We start from the raw sequence: 16,607 nt of genomic DNA, 5'->3' as shown, positions 1-16,607 counted from the left end.
CGGCGAGGCAAGTGGAACCTTTTCTTTGAATACCCGTCCAACGGCCTTTCCCTGATGGGTGCCGCGCCATTCCCCTCGGTACCCCGCGATCGGAATCCGGAGCCCGGACGGGGGTGATGACAGGCGTCTCTCTCCCGGATGGCGCGGACCTGCTGGAACCACCGGTCGTGAGCCGGACACCACACCTCCGTTTTCATGGCCTTACGTCCGGTTCGGGGCGGTCGGGCCGGAGCCTGCGCCGTCGGTAGCCGTCGGTGTCGGACGCGGCTCACGGCGTGCGCGGGACACAGAGAACGGCCAGCGCGGCGGCGACCAGGTACGCCGCCGAGCCGGCGGCCATGCTGAGGCGGATCCCGTCGGCGAAATCGGCTGAGGCTGCCAGCAGGGTGCCGCCGAGTGCCACGCCGGCCGCGCTGCCGATCTGGCGCGTGGTGTTGAACAGGGCGGAGGCGGTGCCGGCGTGCGTCTCCGGGGCGGCGGACAGCACCGTCGCGGTGGTCCCGGTGAGGGTGAAGGAGGTACCGAATCCCGCGGCCGTCATCGGGGCCACGAGCAGCCAGTAGGACGGGTCCGGCCCGGCGGCCGCCCAGCCGGCCAGGCCCGCGGCGCCGATCAGCATGCCGGTGATCACGAGAGGGCGGTGCCCGGTCCGGCGGGCGAGCCGCCCCGACAGGGCCGAGGCGAACATCGACATCGCCACTGCGGGGAAGAGCGCGAAACCGGTGCGCAGGGCGCTCATTCCCCGCTCGTGCTGGAAGTACAGGCTGGCGGTGAAGACCATGCCGTAGAAGGCGAAGTTGAACAGGAGCCCGATGGCGGCTCCGCCCGCCACGGGGCGCTTGCGCAGCAGCGAGAGCGGTAGCGCGGGACGGCGTGCCAGGTGCTCGCGCAGGACGAACAGTGCGCACGCGACGAGACACAGTCCGGCCGAGGCCAGGACCAGCGGGGCGGTCCAGCCGAGCCGGCCGGCTTCGTTCAGGGCGGTGGTGAGGAAGGTGACCAGTGCGACGAGCGCGGTCTGGGCGGGCCAGTCCAGCGAGCGGCCGGGTCGGCGGACCGAGGCCGGGACATGGCTCATGGTGAGCAGGAGGCACAGGACTCCGACCGGCAGGTTGACGAAGAAGACCCAGCGCCATCCCAAGGTGTCCACGAGCAGGCCGCCGAGCAGCGGGCCCGCGGAGGCGGCGATGCCGGCCATGGAGCCCCAGAGCCCGTAGGCACGGGCCCGGTCCGCCGGCGACCGGTAGGCCTCCTGGAGGAGGGCGAGCGAGGCGGGGACGATGAACGCGGCGCCGGCCCCTTCCAGAAGCCGTGCGGCGGTCAGGACGATCACGTCCGGGGCGAGCCCGCAGGCCGCCGAGGCCGTGGTGAACACGACGATGCCGACGCAGAAGACGAGCCGGTGGCCGAACCGGTCCCCGAGTGCCCCGCCCATGAGCAGGAGGGCGGCGAAGGCCATGGTGTAGCCGTTGGTCACCCACTGGACCGCGGTGACGGAGGCGGAGAGGTCCCGCCCGATGACCGGGACGGCGACGTTGACGGCCGTCAAGTCCAGAATGACCATGAAGTAGCCGGTGCAGACCGCGATGAGCGGGGCCAGGCTCCGCCCGGGCCCGACACTCTCCTGCGGGCCGCCCGCGGGCTCTCCCTTTCCAGGCTTCATGGCGGCATGCTAGGCGGGCATATCGGGAGATACGCCTAGTTACACGGGCAACTTCTACGGGGATGTGATGTCTCGTGGCTCATGACGCCCTGGCTGCCGGGCTCGCCCGGGGCCGATCGCGCCGACGGGCGAGGGGACCGGGCAGAGTGCCCCGCACGGCAGCCCGCCCCCCTACGCCGTCGCCGTCGCCGTGGTGTGCTTGCGCGGGTGCGTGATCCCCAACGGCGGGAGGCCACCCACCACAGATCGCTCTTCCATGAGCCCGCGGGCCAGGGCTGAGAGCGCCGGGTCTCGAGGACGTGGCCGTCACCGACGGCAAGCCCGTCGCGAACCGATGACAACGCGGATCAGAAGCCGGCGTGGCCGTGGCGACGGGGGCGGATAGCAGCCAGCAGCTGAGTGGCGCCTGCCCGGTGTCGGCGTCGCTGTCCGATGTCCCAGCCCTCTTGCCAAGCCAGTTGGGTTCAAGGAACTTTGTGAGGAGCTCAGTGCCCCATGCCGGCGGGGCGAGGGCGCAGGCAGCCCTGTACGTCCTGCTCGGAGAGAGGGTATTGGATGGCAGACAATCCCAGGTTACGCAGGATTCGCCGTGCTCTTGCATGGAGCGGTGCGCTTCTCGTGTTCATGGGCGCAGTCGCGGTGACACCGTTCGTTCTGAATTTCGTCGCGCCCACCACCCTGGACTGGAACCGTCTGAGCGACATAAGCCAGTCATACGGCGCCGTGTCACTCGTGATCTCCGCTGCAGCCCTTCTGGGGGTCGTGACCTCCATCGCGTTCCAGGCGAAGCAGGCTCGACTGGAAGGCGAGCAGACGTTCCGTGCAGCCCATCGGGAGCTGACGATGCTGACCTTGACCGACTCGGCACTGCTGCGTTGTTGGGAGCCGCCGAGGATTCCGACAACCGAATCGAGGTGGAAGCAGCTCATTGTCACGAACTTGATCGTGAGCATGTGGGCCAGTGACCATCACCTGGGACGTCTCAACGACAGCGCGCTGCGGGTGGTGCTCGGAGCGCATTTTCGAGGGGAGGTGGCACGAGCGCATTGGGAGAACAGCGGTCCCATGTGGCGTGACCACATGGCTGCGCTGGAAGACCCGCGCCGCATTCGCTTCGTGGAGCTGGTGGACGAGGCGTATCAGCATGCCGGGGAGACAGGACCACCAGTCCTGGACGGCGAGTTCTTCACTCCTGGGGACTGAGGTCCGTCGAAGGGACGACTCAGCCTGCATCAAGCCGGCGCCGGAGCCGCAGCAGTGCGGTGCACCGCCCGAGCTGCCATGGTTTGAAGCCGTGTGAGGGCATGGCGGTGACGGAGTCACCGATGCGCCGGAAAGTGCGCTCGTCCTCGCCGGGGCTGGCCTGGACGGTGCCGGCGAGTGCTGCGCCCACTGGACGTGGTTGATGTTGCCCTCGGCAGGGGCGACGGCCCACCATTCCCCGGGCGGGAGCGCTCCGCCGGCCAGCTCGTCCTCGGCCCACTGCGACCCTTGCCGTGCCCGCAGCAGCGGTTCCCGCAGCACGTCCGGCACCGCGTCGTCGTTGGCGTGGATCTCGCCGACGACCTCGTCCAGACTCACGCCCCGGGCGTGCGAGGTGTGGCGGTCGCGCAATGTGACCCCGGCGGTCGTCACCGCGGCAGTCACGTCGGACAGGAGGGTCGTACCGGCGTCGAAAGGAATGACTGTGCCCCATGGTGGGCTACTACATCCGCCACCTGGTCGGCAGGCACCGGCTGGGCTGGCCGTCGCGGTCCGACCTGGGCGCGGTGGAGGGAACGCCTCCGCTGTGGTCTGCCTCTCCCCGGACGAAGACCGCCTCCCGGCGGTCTTGACCGGCTGTCCGACAGGAGAACCGCCGTGCCGCTCCCGTTCCGTCGCACCCGCCCTCGTACGCCTGCCCGCGTATCCCGCCTCGCCGGGACCTTGGCCGCCGTCATCGTGGTGGCGTCGTCAGCCGGGGCCGTGTTCGCCGTCCGGGAGGGCCGCGCGCCCGGGCTCCTGCCGGAGGGGAGCTGGGGGCCCTGGACCGACGGGGGGATCGAGGGTTGGTCGACGCACGTACGTGTCAACAACTGGGGCGACGCGGCCGAGGCCGACATCCACTACGGCAAGGCCGAGGATCTCGTGCTGCAGGCCCATGGGAAAACGGCCAGCGTGACCAGCATGATGGAGCCCACCGTCTTCACACTCACCCCCGCTGGTAGGCTCACCGCCCGCCGCCTGTCTGCACCATGAGCGGATCGGTGAGCCGGGGCTGGGGGCAGACGTATGTGCGTAATGGACACTGCGGCCAAAGAGGCCGCAGTCGCTCGGTTCCTCCGCGAGTATCCGCAGACAGGGCGAGCCGAAGGCGACCACCCTGCACTTGTGGGCTGCGCCGATGCCGGCTGGTCACAGATTCCCGGTTGTCCTGCCGGAATCCCGGTCCTGCTCCGCGGGCTCCTCGATCAGGCCGCCGGCCCCGAGGCCCTGCGCGTGCTGGGCAACGTCCTGATGAACGGAATCTTCCACCCGAGCGCGGCGATGCCGACCGCCCTGCCCTTCCTGATCCGCCTGGCGGCCGTCCCCGACATCGCGGCGCGCCCCGGCGTGGTCGAGCTGCTGACCGTCGTCGCCGAGGTGACCCGACCCGTCGAAGCGGACGACGAAGGCCAGGCCGGGCTGTTCGGCAACGACTGCGATCACCCGGAACGCGCATGGTGCCGGGCCGCGTTCGCCGCACACGCCTCTGAACTGAGCGCATTGCTGGAGGACGAGAGTCTCACGGGCGCGCTGCTCAGCGCGGACGACCGCGAGTGCCTGCTCAAGGCTATGGAACCGCAGCCAGATCCGGTCTGAGCACCACAGGACTTATGGGACAGGTCTCAGGGGCCGACCAGCAGTGCGGCCAGTTCGCCTTGGCTGCTCGACTGGTGCAGATCACTGACCTGGCCGTCACCGACTTCGACGACCCGCCACACCCCGTCCGACCGAAGGGCCAAGTCGGTTGTGATGAACCGGCATCCCAGGCGCCGCACCGCAGGCCCGATGCTGTCAAGGTCGGGCTCCAGCCCGCGCTCGAACGGGCTGTCCGGATGGGGAGTGAACAGCCGGGGTTCTCCATCCAGCCACCAGACGCGCACCTCAGCCGCGACGGACTCAAGCCGCGGGAACGCTTCGAAGGCACGGAGTACGATCCCACCGGTCAGGAACTCCTCCTGCAACTCAACAAAGCGCTGTACGACCCGTGTCAGCTGCACGGTGTCGGCCAGGTCGGGAATGAAGCACGCCTGCTCCCACTCGTGTTTGCGGGATTTGACGTAGTCCTTCACGATCGCCGCCCCTGGCGGCAGAGGCTCGGAGAGAGCCGCCAGGTCTTCAGCGGTCAGCACCTCATCAGGTCTGGCGGGGCGCCACACGCTCGCGGGCGTGACTTCGGCGAAGGTCGCATACCAGCCCGGCAGCTCGTGAGCGGTGCGGTACTGCTCCGGTGTGACGATCAACTCGGCGCCGCGCCGGCGCAGGGCCTCATCCAGTGCGGCGTATCGGTCGCCGGGAATCATCCAGCCTCGGTACCAGACGTTTCCCAGCCCATCCGGAACGTGTGCAACAGCCTGTCGCGCGTCGCCCTGCAACAGCGCGTCGTGGTCGATCAGCCCCACTGCCCCGCCACGGGCGCGGACCTCTCGTGCCTCCAGCGGGAAGTGTTCGTCTACGCGTCGAGGGTTCAACGAGTCACGGCAGTACAGGACGGGCATCGGCATGACCGACACGCTACGGAACCTCCGGCTCTCGAGCCACTGGTTTCGTTGCTGCAGAGCGTGGTCTGCCAAGGGAAGCCGCATGAGCCACCCGGGGCCGCAGGCCCCCACAACCCACGCCCCCACAACCCACGCCCCCGCCCGTCCGCCCGTCTGCGTCCCCACCAACTCCCGCTGATCTGAACGGCATTACGATCGTCGCCATGACCTCCGCACTGATCCTCATCGACCTGATGCCGCGCATCGTCGCCCTCCCGCTCGCACCTCACTCCGGCGACGAAGTGCTCGCGCGCTGCCATGCACTGGCCCGCTCGTTCCGGGAGAGCGGACGGCCGGTGGTGCTGGTCCGGGTGGAGCGCCCGAACGTCGCCGAGCAGCCGCCGGGCAGCGACTTCGCCGATGGCCTGGTCCAGGACGGCGACATCGTGGTGGTCAAGCGGACCATCGGAGCGTTCTACGGCACCGACCTGGACGAGCAGTTGCGCAAGCTCGGTGTGGACACGTTGGTGCTCGCCGGTCTGGTCACCACGATGGGCGTCGAGTCCACCGCAAGGGCGGCGGCCGACCACGGCTACGAGGTGGAGTTCGCCGCCGACGCGATGTCCGGACTGGCCGCGGACGAGCACGAGTTCACCGTGAAGCGGACCTTCCCGCGCTTCGGCGAGGTACGGAACACCGCCGACTACACCTGACGCAGCCCAGCCGCATCCATCCCCTCCGCCCGGGCGGCGCCCGCGTCCGGCCGGTGGTGCGGTCGGCGGACCGGTCCGCACACCTCGGCCGGGCGAGGCATGCGGCTCCTCCCATGCGCCCCCACCCCGGTGACCCTGTCCTGCGAACTCAGCTTCATAACTGCTGATGCTGGGGGCCAGCAGAACTGTCTATTGGCCTTCTGGATCAGTCACTTGCAGGCTGATCACATGCAAAGCGCAACGGAACCCACACATGAGCAGGCTGTCCGCAAGGCCGCCATCGCCGCCGAACGCCGCGAGCCGGCGAACCTCTTCGACGCCCTGAAAGCCGACGACCGCCACGCCCGCAGCCCGCGTGTGGGCTGGGCGGCCCGCGAGGTCGCCGCGCTCTCCCTCCCCGCCACCCCGGACGCACTCCTGAAGACGCGGGGCAACCTCCACCGCGTGAACGGCGCCTTCGGCCGGCGTGTTCCACCCGGCCGATTCCGCGGCGACGCGGCCCGCCGCTTCCCCGGGCGGTGAGGGCTGTGCGACGCATCCGACTCCTCCGGGCGATCGCCCTCTTCTCCACCGGCCTGCTGGCCGGCGCCTTCGGCTACGGCGCCGCCAACCTGGTCCCGACGTTCAACGCCGTGCCGATCGAGATGCGGCTCGACTTCCACGCCGAGCTGATGAAGATGAACGGCATCACCATGCAGGCCGCGATGGCGGTCTCGGCCCTCAGTGCCCTGGCCCTGGCCGCCTCGGTACGCGGCCGGGCGCGCCTCCTGGCCGGCGCGGCGGGGCTCCTGACGGTGTCCGCCTTCCTGATCACGCGGTTCGGGAACGTCCCGATCAACGGCCACATCAAGCAGTGGGCCGCCACTGCACCGCCGCCCGACCACGCGGAGATCCTGCGCCGTTGGGAACTCTTCAACGACGCCCGCACCGCCACCGCCACTCTCGCCTTCGGGCTGCTCATCGCCCTGGCGCTCCAGCGGTCATCCGGCGAGTGCGGCGGGCAACAGGGCCGATGCCCGCATCTGGTCTGAGTCGGATGTGAGCTCCCAGCATGACGGTACGGGGACCGCGGCGGCCAGGACACAGCCGATGTGGAACCCCGCCATGCCGGCCTTGGTGTCGGGCACCTGTCAGCAGCCACCGGAGGGGGCGGGCGCGGCTGCGACGGTGAGCGTGGCCGGAGCGGCGCAGCATCCCCCACCGGCCTGCTCGGTGGCTTCCGGCTCGTCGAAGAGGCCCGCGCCTCCGCACACGCCCGTCTCGGGGAGCTTGAGTTCGACGCGCTCAGCGGCCTCGCGGTCACCGGCCAGGGCGGCGGCGACGGAGCGGACCTGCTCGTAGCCGGTCAGGGCGAGGAAGGTGGAGGCGCGGCCGTAGGACTTCATGCCGACCAGGTAGACGCCCTTCTCCGGGTGGGAGAGCTCCTTGACGCCGTGCGGATGGACGGTGCCGCAGGAGTGCTGGTTGGGGTCGATCAGAGGGGCCAGCTCCACGGGTGCCTGCAGGCGCTCGTCGAGACCGAGCCGGAGCTCGCCGAGGAACGTCAGGTCGGGGCGGAAGCCGGTGAGGGCGATGACCTCGTCGACCGGGTCCAGGCGGCGGCCGTCCTCTCCGACGAGGACCACCCGGCCATCACCATCACGCTCGAAGGTGTCGGTGCGGAAGCCGGTGACCGCCTCCGCGTACCCGCCGTCCACGGCGGCCTTGGCGGCGAGGCCGAGGGCGCCGCGGGCGGGGAGCCGGTCGGCATCGCCGCCGCCGAAGGTGGAGCCGGAGATCCCGCGGCGCAGGATCCACATGACGTGCGTGCCCCTGCCGACCTCGGACTCGGCGAGATCCGCAAGACAGGCCACAGCGGTGAAGGCGGATGCGCCGGATCCGATGACCGCGGTGCGCTTGCCCGCGTACCGGGCCCGGATGGTGGGGTCTTCGAGGTCCGGGACCCGGTACGTGACCCGGTCGGCAGTGGCCTTCTCGCCGAGGGCGGCGAGGCCGCTGCCGCCGGCCGGGCCCGGGGTGGACCAGGTGCCGGAGGCGTCGATGACGGCGCGGGCGAAGATCCTCTCCTCGCCGCCGGGTCCGGTGAGGTGGATGACGAGGGGCCGGGTCTCGCGGTCGGCGTCGACGATGCGGTCGCGGCCGGCGCGGGAGACGCCGGTGACGGTCGCGTCGTAGCGGACGCGGTCCCCAAGGGCATCGGCCAGGGGCTGCAGGTAGTGCTCGGCCCAGTCGCCGCCGGACGGGTAGGTGGCGCCGTCCGGCTTCACCCAGCCGGTGGGGGAGAGGAGCTTTTCGGCGGCGGGGTCGGTGACCTCGGACCAGGTGGAGAAGAGGCGTACGTGCGACCACTCGCGCACGGCGGAGGCGGCGGCGGGTCCGGCCTCCAGGATCAGGGGCTCGATGTCCCGCTCGATGAGGCGGGCCGCCGCGGCGAGTCCGGTCGGGCCGGCGCCGATCACGACGACGGGCAGGGCTTCGGTGGATGCGTTCACAGCGGGCTCCCTGTTGATTCGATGTCTGTCGATGTCCTGTCGAATCCAGCGTGATCCCTGAATCGACGTTCGTCAACATAGACATCTGTCGAAATCAATCGGATGATGGAGCCATGACTACGAAGGTGTTGCCGCTGCTGGAGCCGGAAGCCGTGGCGGTGTGCTGCCCGCCCCTGTCGGAGCGCCCGCTGACGGCAGAGGAGGCCGAACGGACCGCCGTCATGTTCAAGGCCCTGGGTGACCCCGTGCGCCTGCGCCTGTTCTCACTGGTCGCTTCGCACGAGGGCGGCGAGGCGTGCGTGTGTGACATCTCCGACGTGGGGGTCTCCCAGCCGACCGTCTCCCATCACCTGAAGAAGCTGCGGGAGGCAGGGCTGCTGGCCTCCGAGCGGCGCGGCACCTGGGTGTACTACCGGGTCGAGCCCGCGGTACTCGCCGCCATGGGCCGACTCCTGACCCGGGCGGCCTCCGCATGAGCATCACCATCGCGCCGCTGACCGAAGCGCACGCGGATGAGGTCCTGGCGATCTACGAGGCGGGGATCGCCGAGGGCGACGCCACGTTCGAGACCGCGGCCCCCACCTGGCAGGCGTTCTCTGCGGGCAGGCTCCCGGAGCACCGCTTCGCCGCTGTCGGCGAGGACGGCAAGGTCCTCGGCTGGATCGCGGCGAGCGCGGTCTCGGACCGGTGCGCGTATGCGGGCGTGGTCGAGCACTCCGTCTACGTCCAGCCCGCCGCCCGTGGACAAGGTGTCGCCCGGGCGCTGCTCCAGGCGCTGATCGACTCCACCGAGGCCGCGGGGATCTGGACGATCCAGTCCGGCGTCTTCCCCGAGAACCGTGCGAGCCTGGCCCTCCACCAGCGGGCCGGCTTCCGGGTCATCGGCACCCGCGAGCGCATCGGCTGCCATCACGGCGTCTGGCGTGACGTCGTACTGCTGGAGCGTCGCAGCCCCAACGTGGGGTGAAACCTGTCGATGGGTCCGAGGTCTCGTCGGTACGGCAGCCGGTACATCCGGTGCATCCCGCACATCCGATGCATCCCGCACATCCGGTACGTCCGAACCCAAAGACACGCACCGAACCGCGCCGCGGCAGCGGCCCCTCCACCCCGTCTCCCCATCCCGCCACCCCCTTGAAGCCCCCAGCCCCAGCCCCCGCCGCAGTCGCCTCACCCCCAGGAAGAACAGATGTCCTCCGCTCCCACCGCCTCCGTCCTGTTCGTCTGCATCCACAACGCGGGTCGCTCCCAGATGGCGGCCGGGTTCCTGCGCCACCTCGCCGGAGACCGCATCGAGGTCCGCTCCGCCGGCTCCGTGCCCGGTGAGCAGATCAACCCCTCCGCCGTCGCCGCCATGGCCGAGCTGGGCATCGACATCTCCGACCAGAAGCCGAAGGTCCTCACCCCCGAGGCCGCCCAGGCGTCCGACTACATCATCACCATGGGATGCGGCGACGCCTGCCCGTACTTCCCCGGCAAGACCTACCTCGACTGGCGGCTCGAGGATCCGGCCGGCCAGGGCGTCGAGGCCGTCCGTCCCATCCGTGACGAGATCAAGGGCCTCATCGAGGGCCTGATCGCCGAGATCGACGCCGGGTCGAAGGCCTGAGACGGACGACGCGGCCGAGGCGAGCCGAGGGACGGCGTACGTAAGGTCACCGTCACGGGCTCCGCCGCCGGATACACAGCCCCCCTGCGCATCCTCGGCATCCGGCCGAAGCCCTGCTCTGCGCCGGCGACGGGTCGGCGATGGCGTTGACGACGGGCGGGGGTTGGCGACGAAGGGGGGTGAGGCTGCGGGCGATGCCCGGCGAGCCCCTCCGGTGGCGGGGGAACTCCACACCAGGCCCGCTGCGACGGAGTCCGTGTGTGCATCGGATTGCGCGCCCACGACCGCTGCGGGCCAGATGCCGTCCTCGGCCACCCGCACCGGCAGTCGGCCGGCTCCGGGGCGGCGTCGGCGCGGCCCGCGGCGGGCGGGACTCGCTTCTCAGGCCGCGCCGACCTCCGCGGCCTCCGCTGCGTCGGCCGCCTTCGCGGCGGCCGGTCGCGGCTTACGGACGAGCGGGACCGTCGCGCACGCGGCGAGCAGGGACGCCAGGGCGACCGCGTACCAGCCGTTCCGGAACGCGGTGACAGCGTGTCCGGGAGCCGGGGTGCCGAGGACACCGACCAGAATCGCGACGCCGAGGACCGCGCCGATCTGGCGGCCCATCGAGGTGATGGCCGAGCCGGTGGCGAAGCGGGCCGGTGGCAGGGCTGCCGCCGACGCCCCGGTCAGGACCGGGAGCGTCATACCGACGCCGAGGCCGGTCAGCAACATGCCGGGCAGGAGCGAGGCCGCGTAGGCCGAGCCGGTGTCGAGCGCCGCGGCCCACCACAGGATGCCGGCTGCGAACAGGACGGTTCCCGCCAGCGCGATGCGGCCCGCACCGAATCTGGCGACGGCGGGGCCGATCCGCAGCGCGACCGGCGGCACCAGCAACGGCCCCGGCGCGATCGCCAGGCCGGTGCGCAGAGCCGAGTAGCCCCACACGCCCTGGCACCACAGCACGGCGCCGAGCAGCATTCCGGCGAACGCGACGGTGAACAGCGCCAGGGCCGTCGCCGCGGAGGCGAACGCCGGAACCCGGAGCAGTGGCAGCTCGACGATCGGCACGGCGTGGCGGGCCGAGCGCAGGACGAACCAGACGCCGAGCAGCACTGCGACGGCCAGGCCGCCGAGGGTGCCGGCACTCGTCCAACCCCAGTCGGGAGCCTTGACGAGACCGAGCGCGAGCGTTGCGATCGAAGCGGTGAGGAGCGCAGCGCCGAACAGGTCGGGCAGGGGACTCTTCTCCGCCCCGGCGCGTCCGGGGGTCGGCAGCACCTTGACACCGAGGGCGAACGCCGCGATCCCCACGGGCACGTTGACGATGAACACCCAGCGCCATCCGGCCTCGACCAGCAGCCCGCCGGCCACCGGACCGAGTCCGGCGGCGATTCCGCCGATCGACGCCCAGGCCCGCACTGCCCCGGCGCGCTTTTCGGGTGCCGTCGTGGCGAGCAGCAGCGCGAGCGACGTCGGCATCACCAGCGCAGCGCCGGCGGCCTGCACGAGCCGTGCCGCGACCAGCGTCCCGATGCTGGGAGCGACGGCGCAGCCGACCGAGGCGAGGGTGAACACCGCCAAACCGGTCAGGAAGACCGGCTTGTGGCCGGAGCGGTCGGCGACGCGGCCGGCGACTACGAGGAGCGCCGCGAAGACGATCGCGTAGCCGTTGAGGACCCAGGAGAGGGAGCCGAGGTCGCTGCCGCCGAACGAGCGGCCGATCCCGGGGAGGGCCACGTTGACGATGAAGAGGTCGAGGTTCGACATGAAGACCGCGGCGGCGACCGTCGCGAGCACGGCCCGGGACGCCCTTAGTGGGTTTGAAAATCCAACTGTCATGGCCCGGAGAGTAGCCGGGCGAGTTTGAAAACACAACGCACTCGGGGGAGGATGGGGACGTGACCTCGAACGCGAAGCAGAGCGAGAACTCGGTTCCGCACCCCGACGTACCCGGACGGCCGTGCTCCGCCGCCGCCGCGCTGCAACTCGTCGGCGAGCGCTGGGCGCTCCTGGCGATCCGCGAGATCTTCTACGGCAACCAGCGCTTCGACCGGATCGTCCGCAACACCGGCGCCCCGCGCGACCGTCTCGCCGCCCGACTGCGCGCACTGGAGGAAGCGGGCGTGGTCGAGCGCCACGCCTACAGCGAGCGCCCATTGCGCTTCGAGTACCACCTGACGGAAGCGGGCCGCGACCTCGCACCGGTGATGCACGCGCTGTTGGCCTGGGGCGATCGCTGGGCGGTGGACACTCCGCCGGTTGCCTTCCGGCATCGCGGCGGGCCCGGCACCGAGCACGACCTCGACCTGAAGTCGACGTGCCGGACCTGCGGTGAGGAGGTCGAGTCGGGCAGTCTCACGATCGACGTGCGGGCGCCTGGATGGGATCGGGCGGGGCCGGTCGAAGGCTCCTGAGCTCAGCGGCGATCAGTACGGGCTCGCTCCAGCGGGGTGACCCATCCGTGGCCGTCACGGGCGGAGACCCCCGCATTCCTCCACGACGCCCTCGGTCGGCCCCGGCGGCCGCCGACGAGCGAGCCCGGTGGACGTGCCCCGGCGGCCGCCGGATGTTCGGTGACGGGGCAGGCAGGGATGGGGCGCTGAAGGGCTTCGGCCCGCAACCCGGCACCCGGCGACCGCAGTGCGGCAACCGGGAGAACCGCAGACAGTACCGACTCCTGTCCGCCACGGCGTGGTCGACGGCCCGGTCCGGTCACTTTCGCCAGAACAAGTGGTGAGCCACCCCGCTCGGGCTGGGAACGACCTCAAGGTGGAACCGGTCCAGCAGCTCATCAGGGGACTCCCAGAGTCGCACTCCGGACCCCAGCTTCACCGGGGAGACCACGACGTGCAGAGTGTCGACGAGGTCGGCGTCGAGAAACTCCCGGATGGTGCTGGCCCCGCCGCCGAGTCGGACGTCCTTGCCCTGCGCCGCCTCCCGGGCCTGCTCAAGGACCGCCGCGGGATCACCGCCGACGAAGTGGAACGTGGTGTCGGAGAGCGTGAACGAAGGACGCTCGTAGTGGGTCATGACGAACACCGGCGTGCGGAACGGGGGCTCGTCACCCCACCAGCCCTGCCACTCGTAGTCCTGCCAGGGTCCGCGCTGGGGCCCGAACTTGTTGCGACCCATGATCTCGGCGCCGATGTTGCGGGCGTAGTCCCGCGTGAAGTAGTCGTCCAGTCCCCGGCTTCCTCCGGGGGCGGTGCGCATGGGCCAGCTCGCCGTGGCGCCGGCCCAGGCGAACAGCCGCTGGGGATCCACGTGACCGAATGGCCTCTCGAGTGTCTGGTCCTCTCCGGCGCCGATCCCGTCGCTCGAGACGTTGAAGTTCTGGACTCTCAGCAGCTGGGTCACGTGTTCCTCCTGTGTTGTCGACAGCGGTGGTAAGACTCGCCGGACCGGGAAAACTCATCGCTGATTCCGTGACCGGTCTGAGACGCCGCCGCTGCCGGGTGAGCCGAACCTTGAGGTTTGCGCAGTCGGGCGGGCCCCTGCCGTGAAGGGCTGTCCGCGGTCCGCTGTCCGGGGCCGGTCCCAGAAGTCCTGCGTCTGAATCCCTCCCCCCGAGACGGAGGGTTGCGGCTGCGGACTCCGCCGCGATGATAAATGTGTCGGGTACACCGAGGGCACTCGGCTCGCCAGAGAAGCAGCTGAGACCGTTTGGGAGCCACTCCTGGTCATCGCCGACTCCCGTGTCGTACGGTCCGCCGTCCGGCACGGGCCAGGTCTTCGGGCGACGCAGGCCCCAGATCGTGTCTGTCCCGCCTCCGACACGCCCGGTCCTGCGACAGCAGGAGACGACGGGCCCGGCGCCGAGCCCGACCGCGACGATGTCAGCCCACAGCCCAGTGCTCCGAAAGCCCCGCGCACGCACGATAGTTGGGCTGCAGACGACGTTCCTGTGATCGTCCTCGCTCTCATCGTCCTGGCGCTGATGATCGTGGGCTTGGCGTCCAACGACAGCGTCACCTGCCTCGGCGGAGCCACTCGCTGCGGCGTTCCCTGACATCTCGCCACCGCATCCCAACCATCGGGTGCCTGGTAATCAAGCCGAGCCCGTGTCGGCCGTGGGGAGGTGTTCGGCATCGATATCGGCATCCTGAATTTCGATGCCGGCGAGATCAAGAGCGTGGGATGCGCGGGGACCAGCTTGGTCCGGTCCAGGTGCTGACGCCGAAGGAAGGCGCGCGAGGGACAGTCGACGGAGATGATGACAAGTCGGCAAATTACTTACCAGGACGACAAGTTGTTTGCGTGGTGACCGGTTGGTCGCCGCGCCGGGCTCGATCGCGCCGACGGACACGCCCACCGCGGAGGTGGCCGGCGCGAGGGACTCCGTAAACCCCTCGACCGCAAAATTGGCTGCGCAGTAGGCCTCTTGCCCGCTCTCCAGCTCCAGCGTGCCCTGGTGACCCGCGCCCGCGTTATTGACCAGGGCGTCCAGGCAATCGAGGCCGGTCAGGCGCTCCTCGACCGATGCCAGGTCGGTGACGTCATGGGCGCCCTGTGCTCGCAGTTCGAGGACACGCCGGCTTGCGCGGTGGCCGAGAGCTCGTGACCAGGACCGCCGCCTGCCTCGCCAGGGATCGGACTTCCCTGTGCTGGTGGGTGCGCCTGCGGGATGTCCTGGGCGCCTGCAGGATGACGTGGGCTCCGCACCCTCGACAGCCCCGCAGGATCTGCGTCATCATTTAATTGCACTGGCGGTGCAATAGTGGAAAGGTGAATGCCGCTCGAGAGCCCTCCGCCCGTCCTCGCGCGGTCCTCGGATGAAAGGCTCCACATGCCCATGATCGTCCGCGTCCTGGCCGTCCTGGCGGCAGCCGCCCTCCTCCCGCCTCTGGCGGCCGCGGCCCCCGCCGCAGCGGTGTCCGTTCCCGCCGTGGCCATACCGGGAGACCCCCGCGGGGCGTCATTGACGCAGTTCACCGGCCACGCAGCCGCACCACGCCCGGTGACCGTCCCCGCCGTCCCGCAGAACCCCTTCATGGCTCCCAACGGCTCCAGCAACCTGCACGGGGACGCCTATCAGAGCGACACGTACACCGGACCCGGCCCCACCGGTCGCGATCTCACCGTACGCAGCAGACTGCAGGGCGGGCTGTGCGGCTCGGTCACCTTCGACTCCCGAGGCCGGATCGTGACCGTGTGCATGACCCCGGAACACGCTCCCCGGCTGATGCTGCTCGATCCGCACAGCCTCGCGTCGATTGCCTCCCTCACCCTGCCCGGCAGGGCCGGCAGCAGCCCGACGGAGGTCTCCGGAGGCGGATACTTCTACCTCGACCAGCGTGACCGGGCCGTCATCCCGACGAAGGACGGCACCCTCCAGATCGTGGCCGTCCGGGGCGACACACTTGTCACCGAGGCTCGCCACGACCTCAAACCGGTGGTCGGCGCCAGCGGAATCGTCTCCGTCCTGCCCGACTGGGCGGGCAGGATGTGGTTCGTGTCCGAAAGCGGCGTGGTCGGCGTACTCGATCCCTCCACCGGCGCCATCAGCTCCCACACACTCACGGGGGAGAGCATCGCCAACAGCATCGCGGTCGACGAGTCCGGAGGCGTTTTCGTCGTCAGCGACCGGGCCCTCTACCGCTTCGACGCGAACACCGAAGGCAGGCCCGTCACCACGTGGCGGTCCCCCTACGACAGGGGCTCGCGACGGAAGCCGGGCCAGCTGAGCCAGGGCAGCGGTACCACCCCCACCCTCATCGGCTCGGCATCCGGCCCGGACGGCGGGTACATCGCCATCACCGACAACGCCGACCCGAGAATGAACGTGCTGGTGATGACCCGCGGGACCGCCGGACCCCACGGAATCTGCACACAGCCCGTGTTCGCCCCGGGCCGGAGCGCCACCGAGAACAGCCTCATCGCCGTGGGCGGCGACCTCGTCGTCGAGAACAACTACGGCTATGCCGTCGGCGGCCATGCACTGCTGAAGGGCGTGCTGGGAGGGCGCCAGGTGGACACGGAAGCCGGCGTGGCCCGTGTGCACGTCGACTACACCTCCCGCACCTGTTCCCTCGTCTGGTCCGACACCGGCGAGAGGATTCCCAGCGTCGTCAGCAAGGTCTCCCTGGCCAACGGCCTCCTCTACACGTTCACGCACCCGACTGCCGCCGAACTGCGGACCGCGGACCGCAAGGGCACCGCGGCGGCCCCGGACGCCTGGTACCTCACCGCGCTGGACGTCCGTACCGGCAAGCGGGTCTGGAGCCGCCTGATCGGCTGCGGCCCCCTGTTCAACAACCACTACGCACCGATCACCTTGGGCGGTGACGGCTCCGCCTACGTCGGCGTGGTCGGAGGTCTCGTCCGTATCGAGGACTCCTGACCCGGGAGAACGCCGGCCCGCCCGCCACCGGCGGCGCGGCACGGGGCCCGGACGTGCGACAGAAGCCGGCCTCGGCCCCGCGTGGG

At 70.5% G+C, this 16,607-nt stretch carries 18 protein-coding genes; 12 read left to right on the top strand and 6 right to left on the bottom strand.

Features of this window, described 5'->3' with window-relative positions; translation table 11 throughout:
• Positions 1-268: 268 nt before the first annotated feature.
• Positions 269-1,663 (bottom strand): MFS transporter, encoded by a 1,395-nt coding sequence (locus ACIPK4_RS38025; RefSeq protein WP_402321988.1) that lies wholly within the window; start codon positions 1,661-1,663, stop codon positions 269-271.
• A 555-nt stretch (positions 1,664-2,218) separates the two neighbouring features.
• Here ACIPK4_RS38025 and ACIPK4_RS38020 point away from each other — a divergent pair.
• Positions 2,219-2,866, top strand: coding sequence for a DUF6082 family protein (locus ACIPK4_RS38020; RefSeq protein ID WP_402321985.1), 648 nt, complete (start codon positions 2,219-2,221; stop codon positions 2,864-2,866).
• A gap of 19 nt (positions 2,867-2,885) precedes the next feature.
• On the opposite strand, the gene ACIPK4_RS38015 is transcribed toward ACIPK4_RS38020, so the two are convergent.
• On the bottom strand, positions 2,886-3,056 hold the full coding sequence (locus tag ACIPK4_RS38015; protein WP_402321983.1) for a hypothetical protein: 171 nt from the start codon (positions 3,054-3,056) through the stop codon (positions 2,886-2,888).
• A gap of 467 nt (positions 3,057-3,523) precedes the next feature.
• Between ACIPK4_RS38015 and ACIPK4_RS38010 the strand changes: the two genes are divergently transcribed.
• Together ACIPK4_RS38010 and ACIPK4_RS38005 are read left to right on the top strand one after the other, a co-directional pair.
• Positions 3,524-3,901 carry a hypothetical protein gene (locus ACIPK4_RS38010; protein ID WP_402321980.1) on the top strand — a complete coding sequence of 126 codons (378 nt, stop codon included), beginning with the start codon at positions 3,524-3,526 and terminating at the stop codon, positions 3,899-3,901.
• A 132-nt stretch (positions 3,902-4,033) separates the two neighbouring features.
• Positions 4,034-4,504: a hypothetical protein gene (locus ACIPK4_RS38005; RefSeq protein WP_402321977.1), complete on the top strand. Its 471-nt coding sequence runs from the start codon at positions 4,034-4,036 to the stop codon at positions 4,502-4,504.
• A 26-nt stretch (positions 4,505-4,530) separates the two neighbouring features.
• Here the strand turns inward: ACIPK4_RS38005 and ACIPK4_RS38000 are convergent, their stop codons facing one another.
• Positions 4,531-5,409: an ATP-grasp domain-containing protein gene (locus tag ACIPK4_RS38000; protein WP_402321974.1), complete on the bottom strand. Its 879-nt coding sequence runs from the start codon at positions 5,407-5,409 to the stop codon at positions 4,531-4,533.
• 200 nt (positions 5,410-5,609) lie between these two features.
• Here ACIPK4_RS38000 and ACIPK4_RS37995 point away from each other — a divergent pair, with 200 nt between their 5' ends.
• The 3 genes from ACIPK4_RS37995 to ACIPK4_RS37985 all read left to right on the top strand — a co-directional run bounded on the left by ACIPK4_RS37995 (position 5,610) and on the right by ACIPK4_RS37985 (position 7,129).
• Complete coding sequence (locus ACIPK4_RS37995) at positions 5,610-6,098, top strand: isochorismatase family protein (RefSeq protein WP_402321971.1); 489 nt, start codon at positions 5,610-5,612, stop codon at positions 6,096-6,098.
• A gap of 228 nt (positions 6,099-6,326) precedes the next feature.
• A complete protein-coding gene (locus ACIPK4_RS37990) occupies positions 6,327-6,620 on the top strand; it encodes a hypothetical protein (RefSeq protein WP_402321968.1) in 294 nt (97 codons plus the stop codon).
• A gap of 5 nt (positions 6,621-6,625) precedes the next feature.
• On the top strand, positions 6,626-7,129 hold the full coding sequence (locus ACIPK4_RS37985) for an anthrone oxygenase family protein (protein ID WP_402321965.1): 504 nt from the start codon (positions 6,626-6,628) through the stop codon (positions 7,127-7,129).
• A gap of 99 nt (positions 7,130-7,228) precedes the next feature.
• Here the strand turns inward: ACIPK4_RS37985 and ACIPK4_RS37980 are convergent, their stop codons facing one another.
• Complete coding sequence (locus tag ACIPK4_RS37980; RefSeq protein ID WP_402321963.1) at positions 7,229-8,590, bottom strand: NAD(P)-binding domain-containing protein; 1,362 nt, start codon at positions 8,588-8,590, stop codon at positions 7,229-7,231.
• Between the two features lie 113 nt (positions 8,591-8,703).
• On the opposite strand from ACIPK4_RS37980, the gene ACIPK4_RS37975 reads away from it, so the two are divergent.
• From ACIPK4_RS37975 to ACIPK4_RS37965, 3 genes are all read left to right on the top strand, one after another.
• Positions 8,704-9,066: an ArsR/SmtB family transcription factor gene (locus ACIPK4_RS37975; RefSeq protein WP_402321960.1), complete on the top strand. Its 363-nt coding sequence runs from the start codon at positions 8,704-8,706 to the stop codon at positions 9,064-9,066.
• On the top strand, positions 9,063-9,557 hold the full coding sequence (locus tag ACIPK4_RS37970; protein ID WP_402321957.1) for a GNAT family N-acetyltransferase: 495 nt from the start codon (positions 9,063-9,065) through the stop codon (positions 9,555-9,557). The genes ACIPK4_RS37975 and ACIPK4_RS37970 overlap by 4 nt, the downstream gene beginning before the upstream one ends.
• 222 nt (positions 9,558-9,779) lie before the next feature.
• Positions 9,780-10,199 (top strand): arsenate reductase ArsC, encoded by a 420-nt coding sequence (locus ACIPK4_RS37965; RefSeq protein WP_402321954.1) that lies wholly within the window; start codon positions 9,780-9,782, stop codon positions 10,197-10,199.
• Between the two features lie 381 nt (positions 10,200-10,580).
• On the opposite strand, the gene ACIPK4_RS37960 is transcribed toward ACIPK4_RS37965, so the two are convergent.
• Positions 10,581-11,978, bottom strand: coding sequence for an MFS transporter (locus ACIPK4_RS37960; RefSeq protein ID WP_402321951.1), 1,398 nt, complete (start codon positions 11,976-11,978; stop codon positions 10,581-10,583).
• Between the two features lie 101 nt (positions 11,979-12,079).
• Here ACIPK4_RS37960 and ACIPK4_RS37955 point away from each other — a divergent pair, with 101 nt between their 5' ends.
• A complete protein-coding gene (locus ACIPK4_RS37955) occupies positions 12,080-12,595 on the top strand; it encodes a winged helix-turn-helix transcriptional regulator (RefSeq protein WP_376199304.1) in 516 nt (171 codons plus the stop codon).
• A 298-nt stretch (positions 12,596-12,893) separates the two neighbouring features.
• Here the strand turns inward: ACIPK4_RS37955 and ACIPK4_RS37950 are convergent, their stop codons facing one another.
• Entirely contained in the window at positions 12,894-13,538 is a 645-nt protein-coding gene (locus ACIPK4_RS37950) for a dihydrofolate reductase family protein (RefSeq protein WP_402321947.1), read from the bottom strand.
• A 1,024-nt stretch (positions 13,539-14,562) separates the two neighbouring features.
• Between ACIPK4_RS37950 and ACIPK4_RS37945 the strand changes: the two genes are divergently transcribed.
• Positions 14,563-14,742: a hypothetical protein gene (locus tag ACIPK4_RS37945; protein WP_402321944.1), complete on the top strand. Its 180-nt coding sequence runs from the start codon at positions 14,563-14,565 to the stop codon at positions 14,740-14,742.
• 225 nt (positions 14,743-14,967) lie between these two features.
• Positions 14,968-16,521 carry a hypothetical protein gene (locus ACIPK4_RS37940; protein ID WP_402321942.1) on the top strand — a complete coding sequence of 518 codons (1,554 nt, stop codon included), beginning with the start codon at positions 14,968-14,970 and terminating at the stop codon, positions 16,519-16,521.
• Positions 16,522-16,607: the final 86 nt, after the last annotated feature.

Origin of the sequence: Streptomyces sp. NPDC086989 (assembly GCF_044745505.1) — a bacterium.
In the GTDB taxonomy this organism is placed as follows: Bacteria; Actinomycetota; Actinomycetes; order Streptomycetales; family Streptomycetaceae; genus Streptomyces.
This window is presented reverse-complemented; position numbering and strand designations above follow the sequence as displayed.

Excerpts from the sequence above, each read along its gene's own strand:
- ACIPK4_RS37990 (WP_402321968.1), top strand. The coding sequence starts at position 6,327 with ATGCAAAGCGCAACGGAACCCACACATGAGCAGGCTGTCCGCAAGGCC.
- ACIPK4_RS37965 (WP_402321954.1), top strand. The coding sequence starts at position 9,780 with ATGTCCTCCGCTCCCACCGCCTCCGTCCTGTTCGTCTGCATCCACAAC.
- ACIPK4_RS37970 (WP_402321957.1), top strand. The coding sequence starts at position 9,063 with ATGAGCATCACCATCGCGCCGCTGACCGAAGCGCACGCGGATGAGGTC.
- ACIPK4_RS37975 (WP_402321960.1), top strand. The coding sequence starts at position 8,704 with ATGACTACGAAGGTGTTGCCGCTGCTGGAGCCGGAAGCCGTGGCGGTG.
- ACIPK4_RS38025 (WP_402321988.1), bottom strand. The coding sequence starts at position 1,663 with ATGAAGCCTGGAAAGGGAGAGCCCGCGGGCGGCCCGCAGGAGAGTGTC.
- ACIPK4_RS38000 (WP_402321974.1), bottom strand. The coding sequence starts at position 5,409 with ATGCCGATGCCCGTCCTGTACTGCCGTGACTCGTTGAACCCTCGACGC.
- ACIPK4_RS37940 (WP_402321942.1), top strand. The coding sequence starts at position 14,968 with ATGCCCATGATCGTCCGCGTCCTGGCCGTCCTGGCGGCAGCCGCCCTC.
- ACIPK4_RS37995 (WP_402321971.1), top strand. The coding sequence starts at position 5,610 with ATGACCTCCGCACTGATCCTCATCGACCTGATGCCGCGCATCGTCGCC.
- ACIPK4_RS38020 (WP_402321985.1), top strand. The coding sequence starts at position 2,219 with ATGGCAGACAATCCCAGGTTACGCAGGATTCGCCGTGCTCTTGCATGG.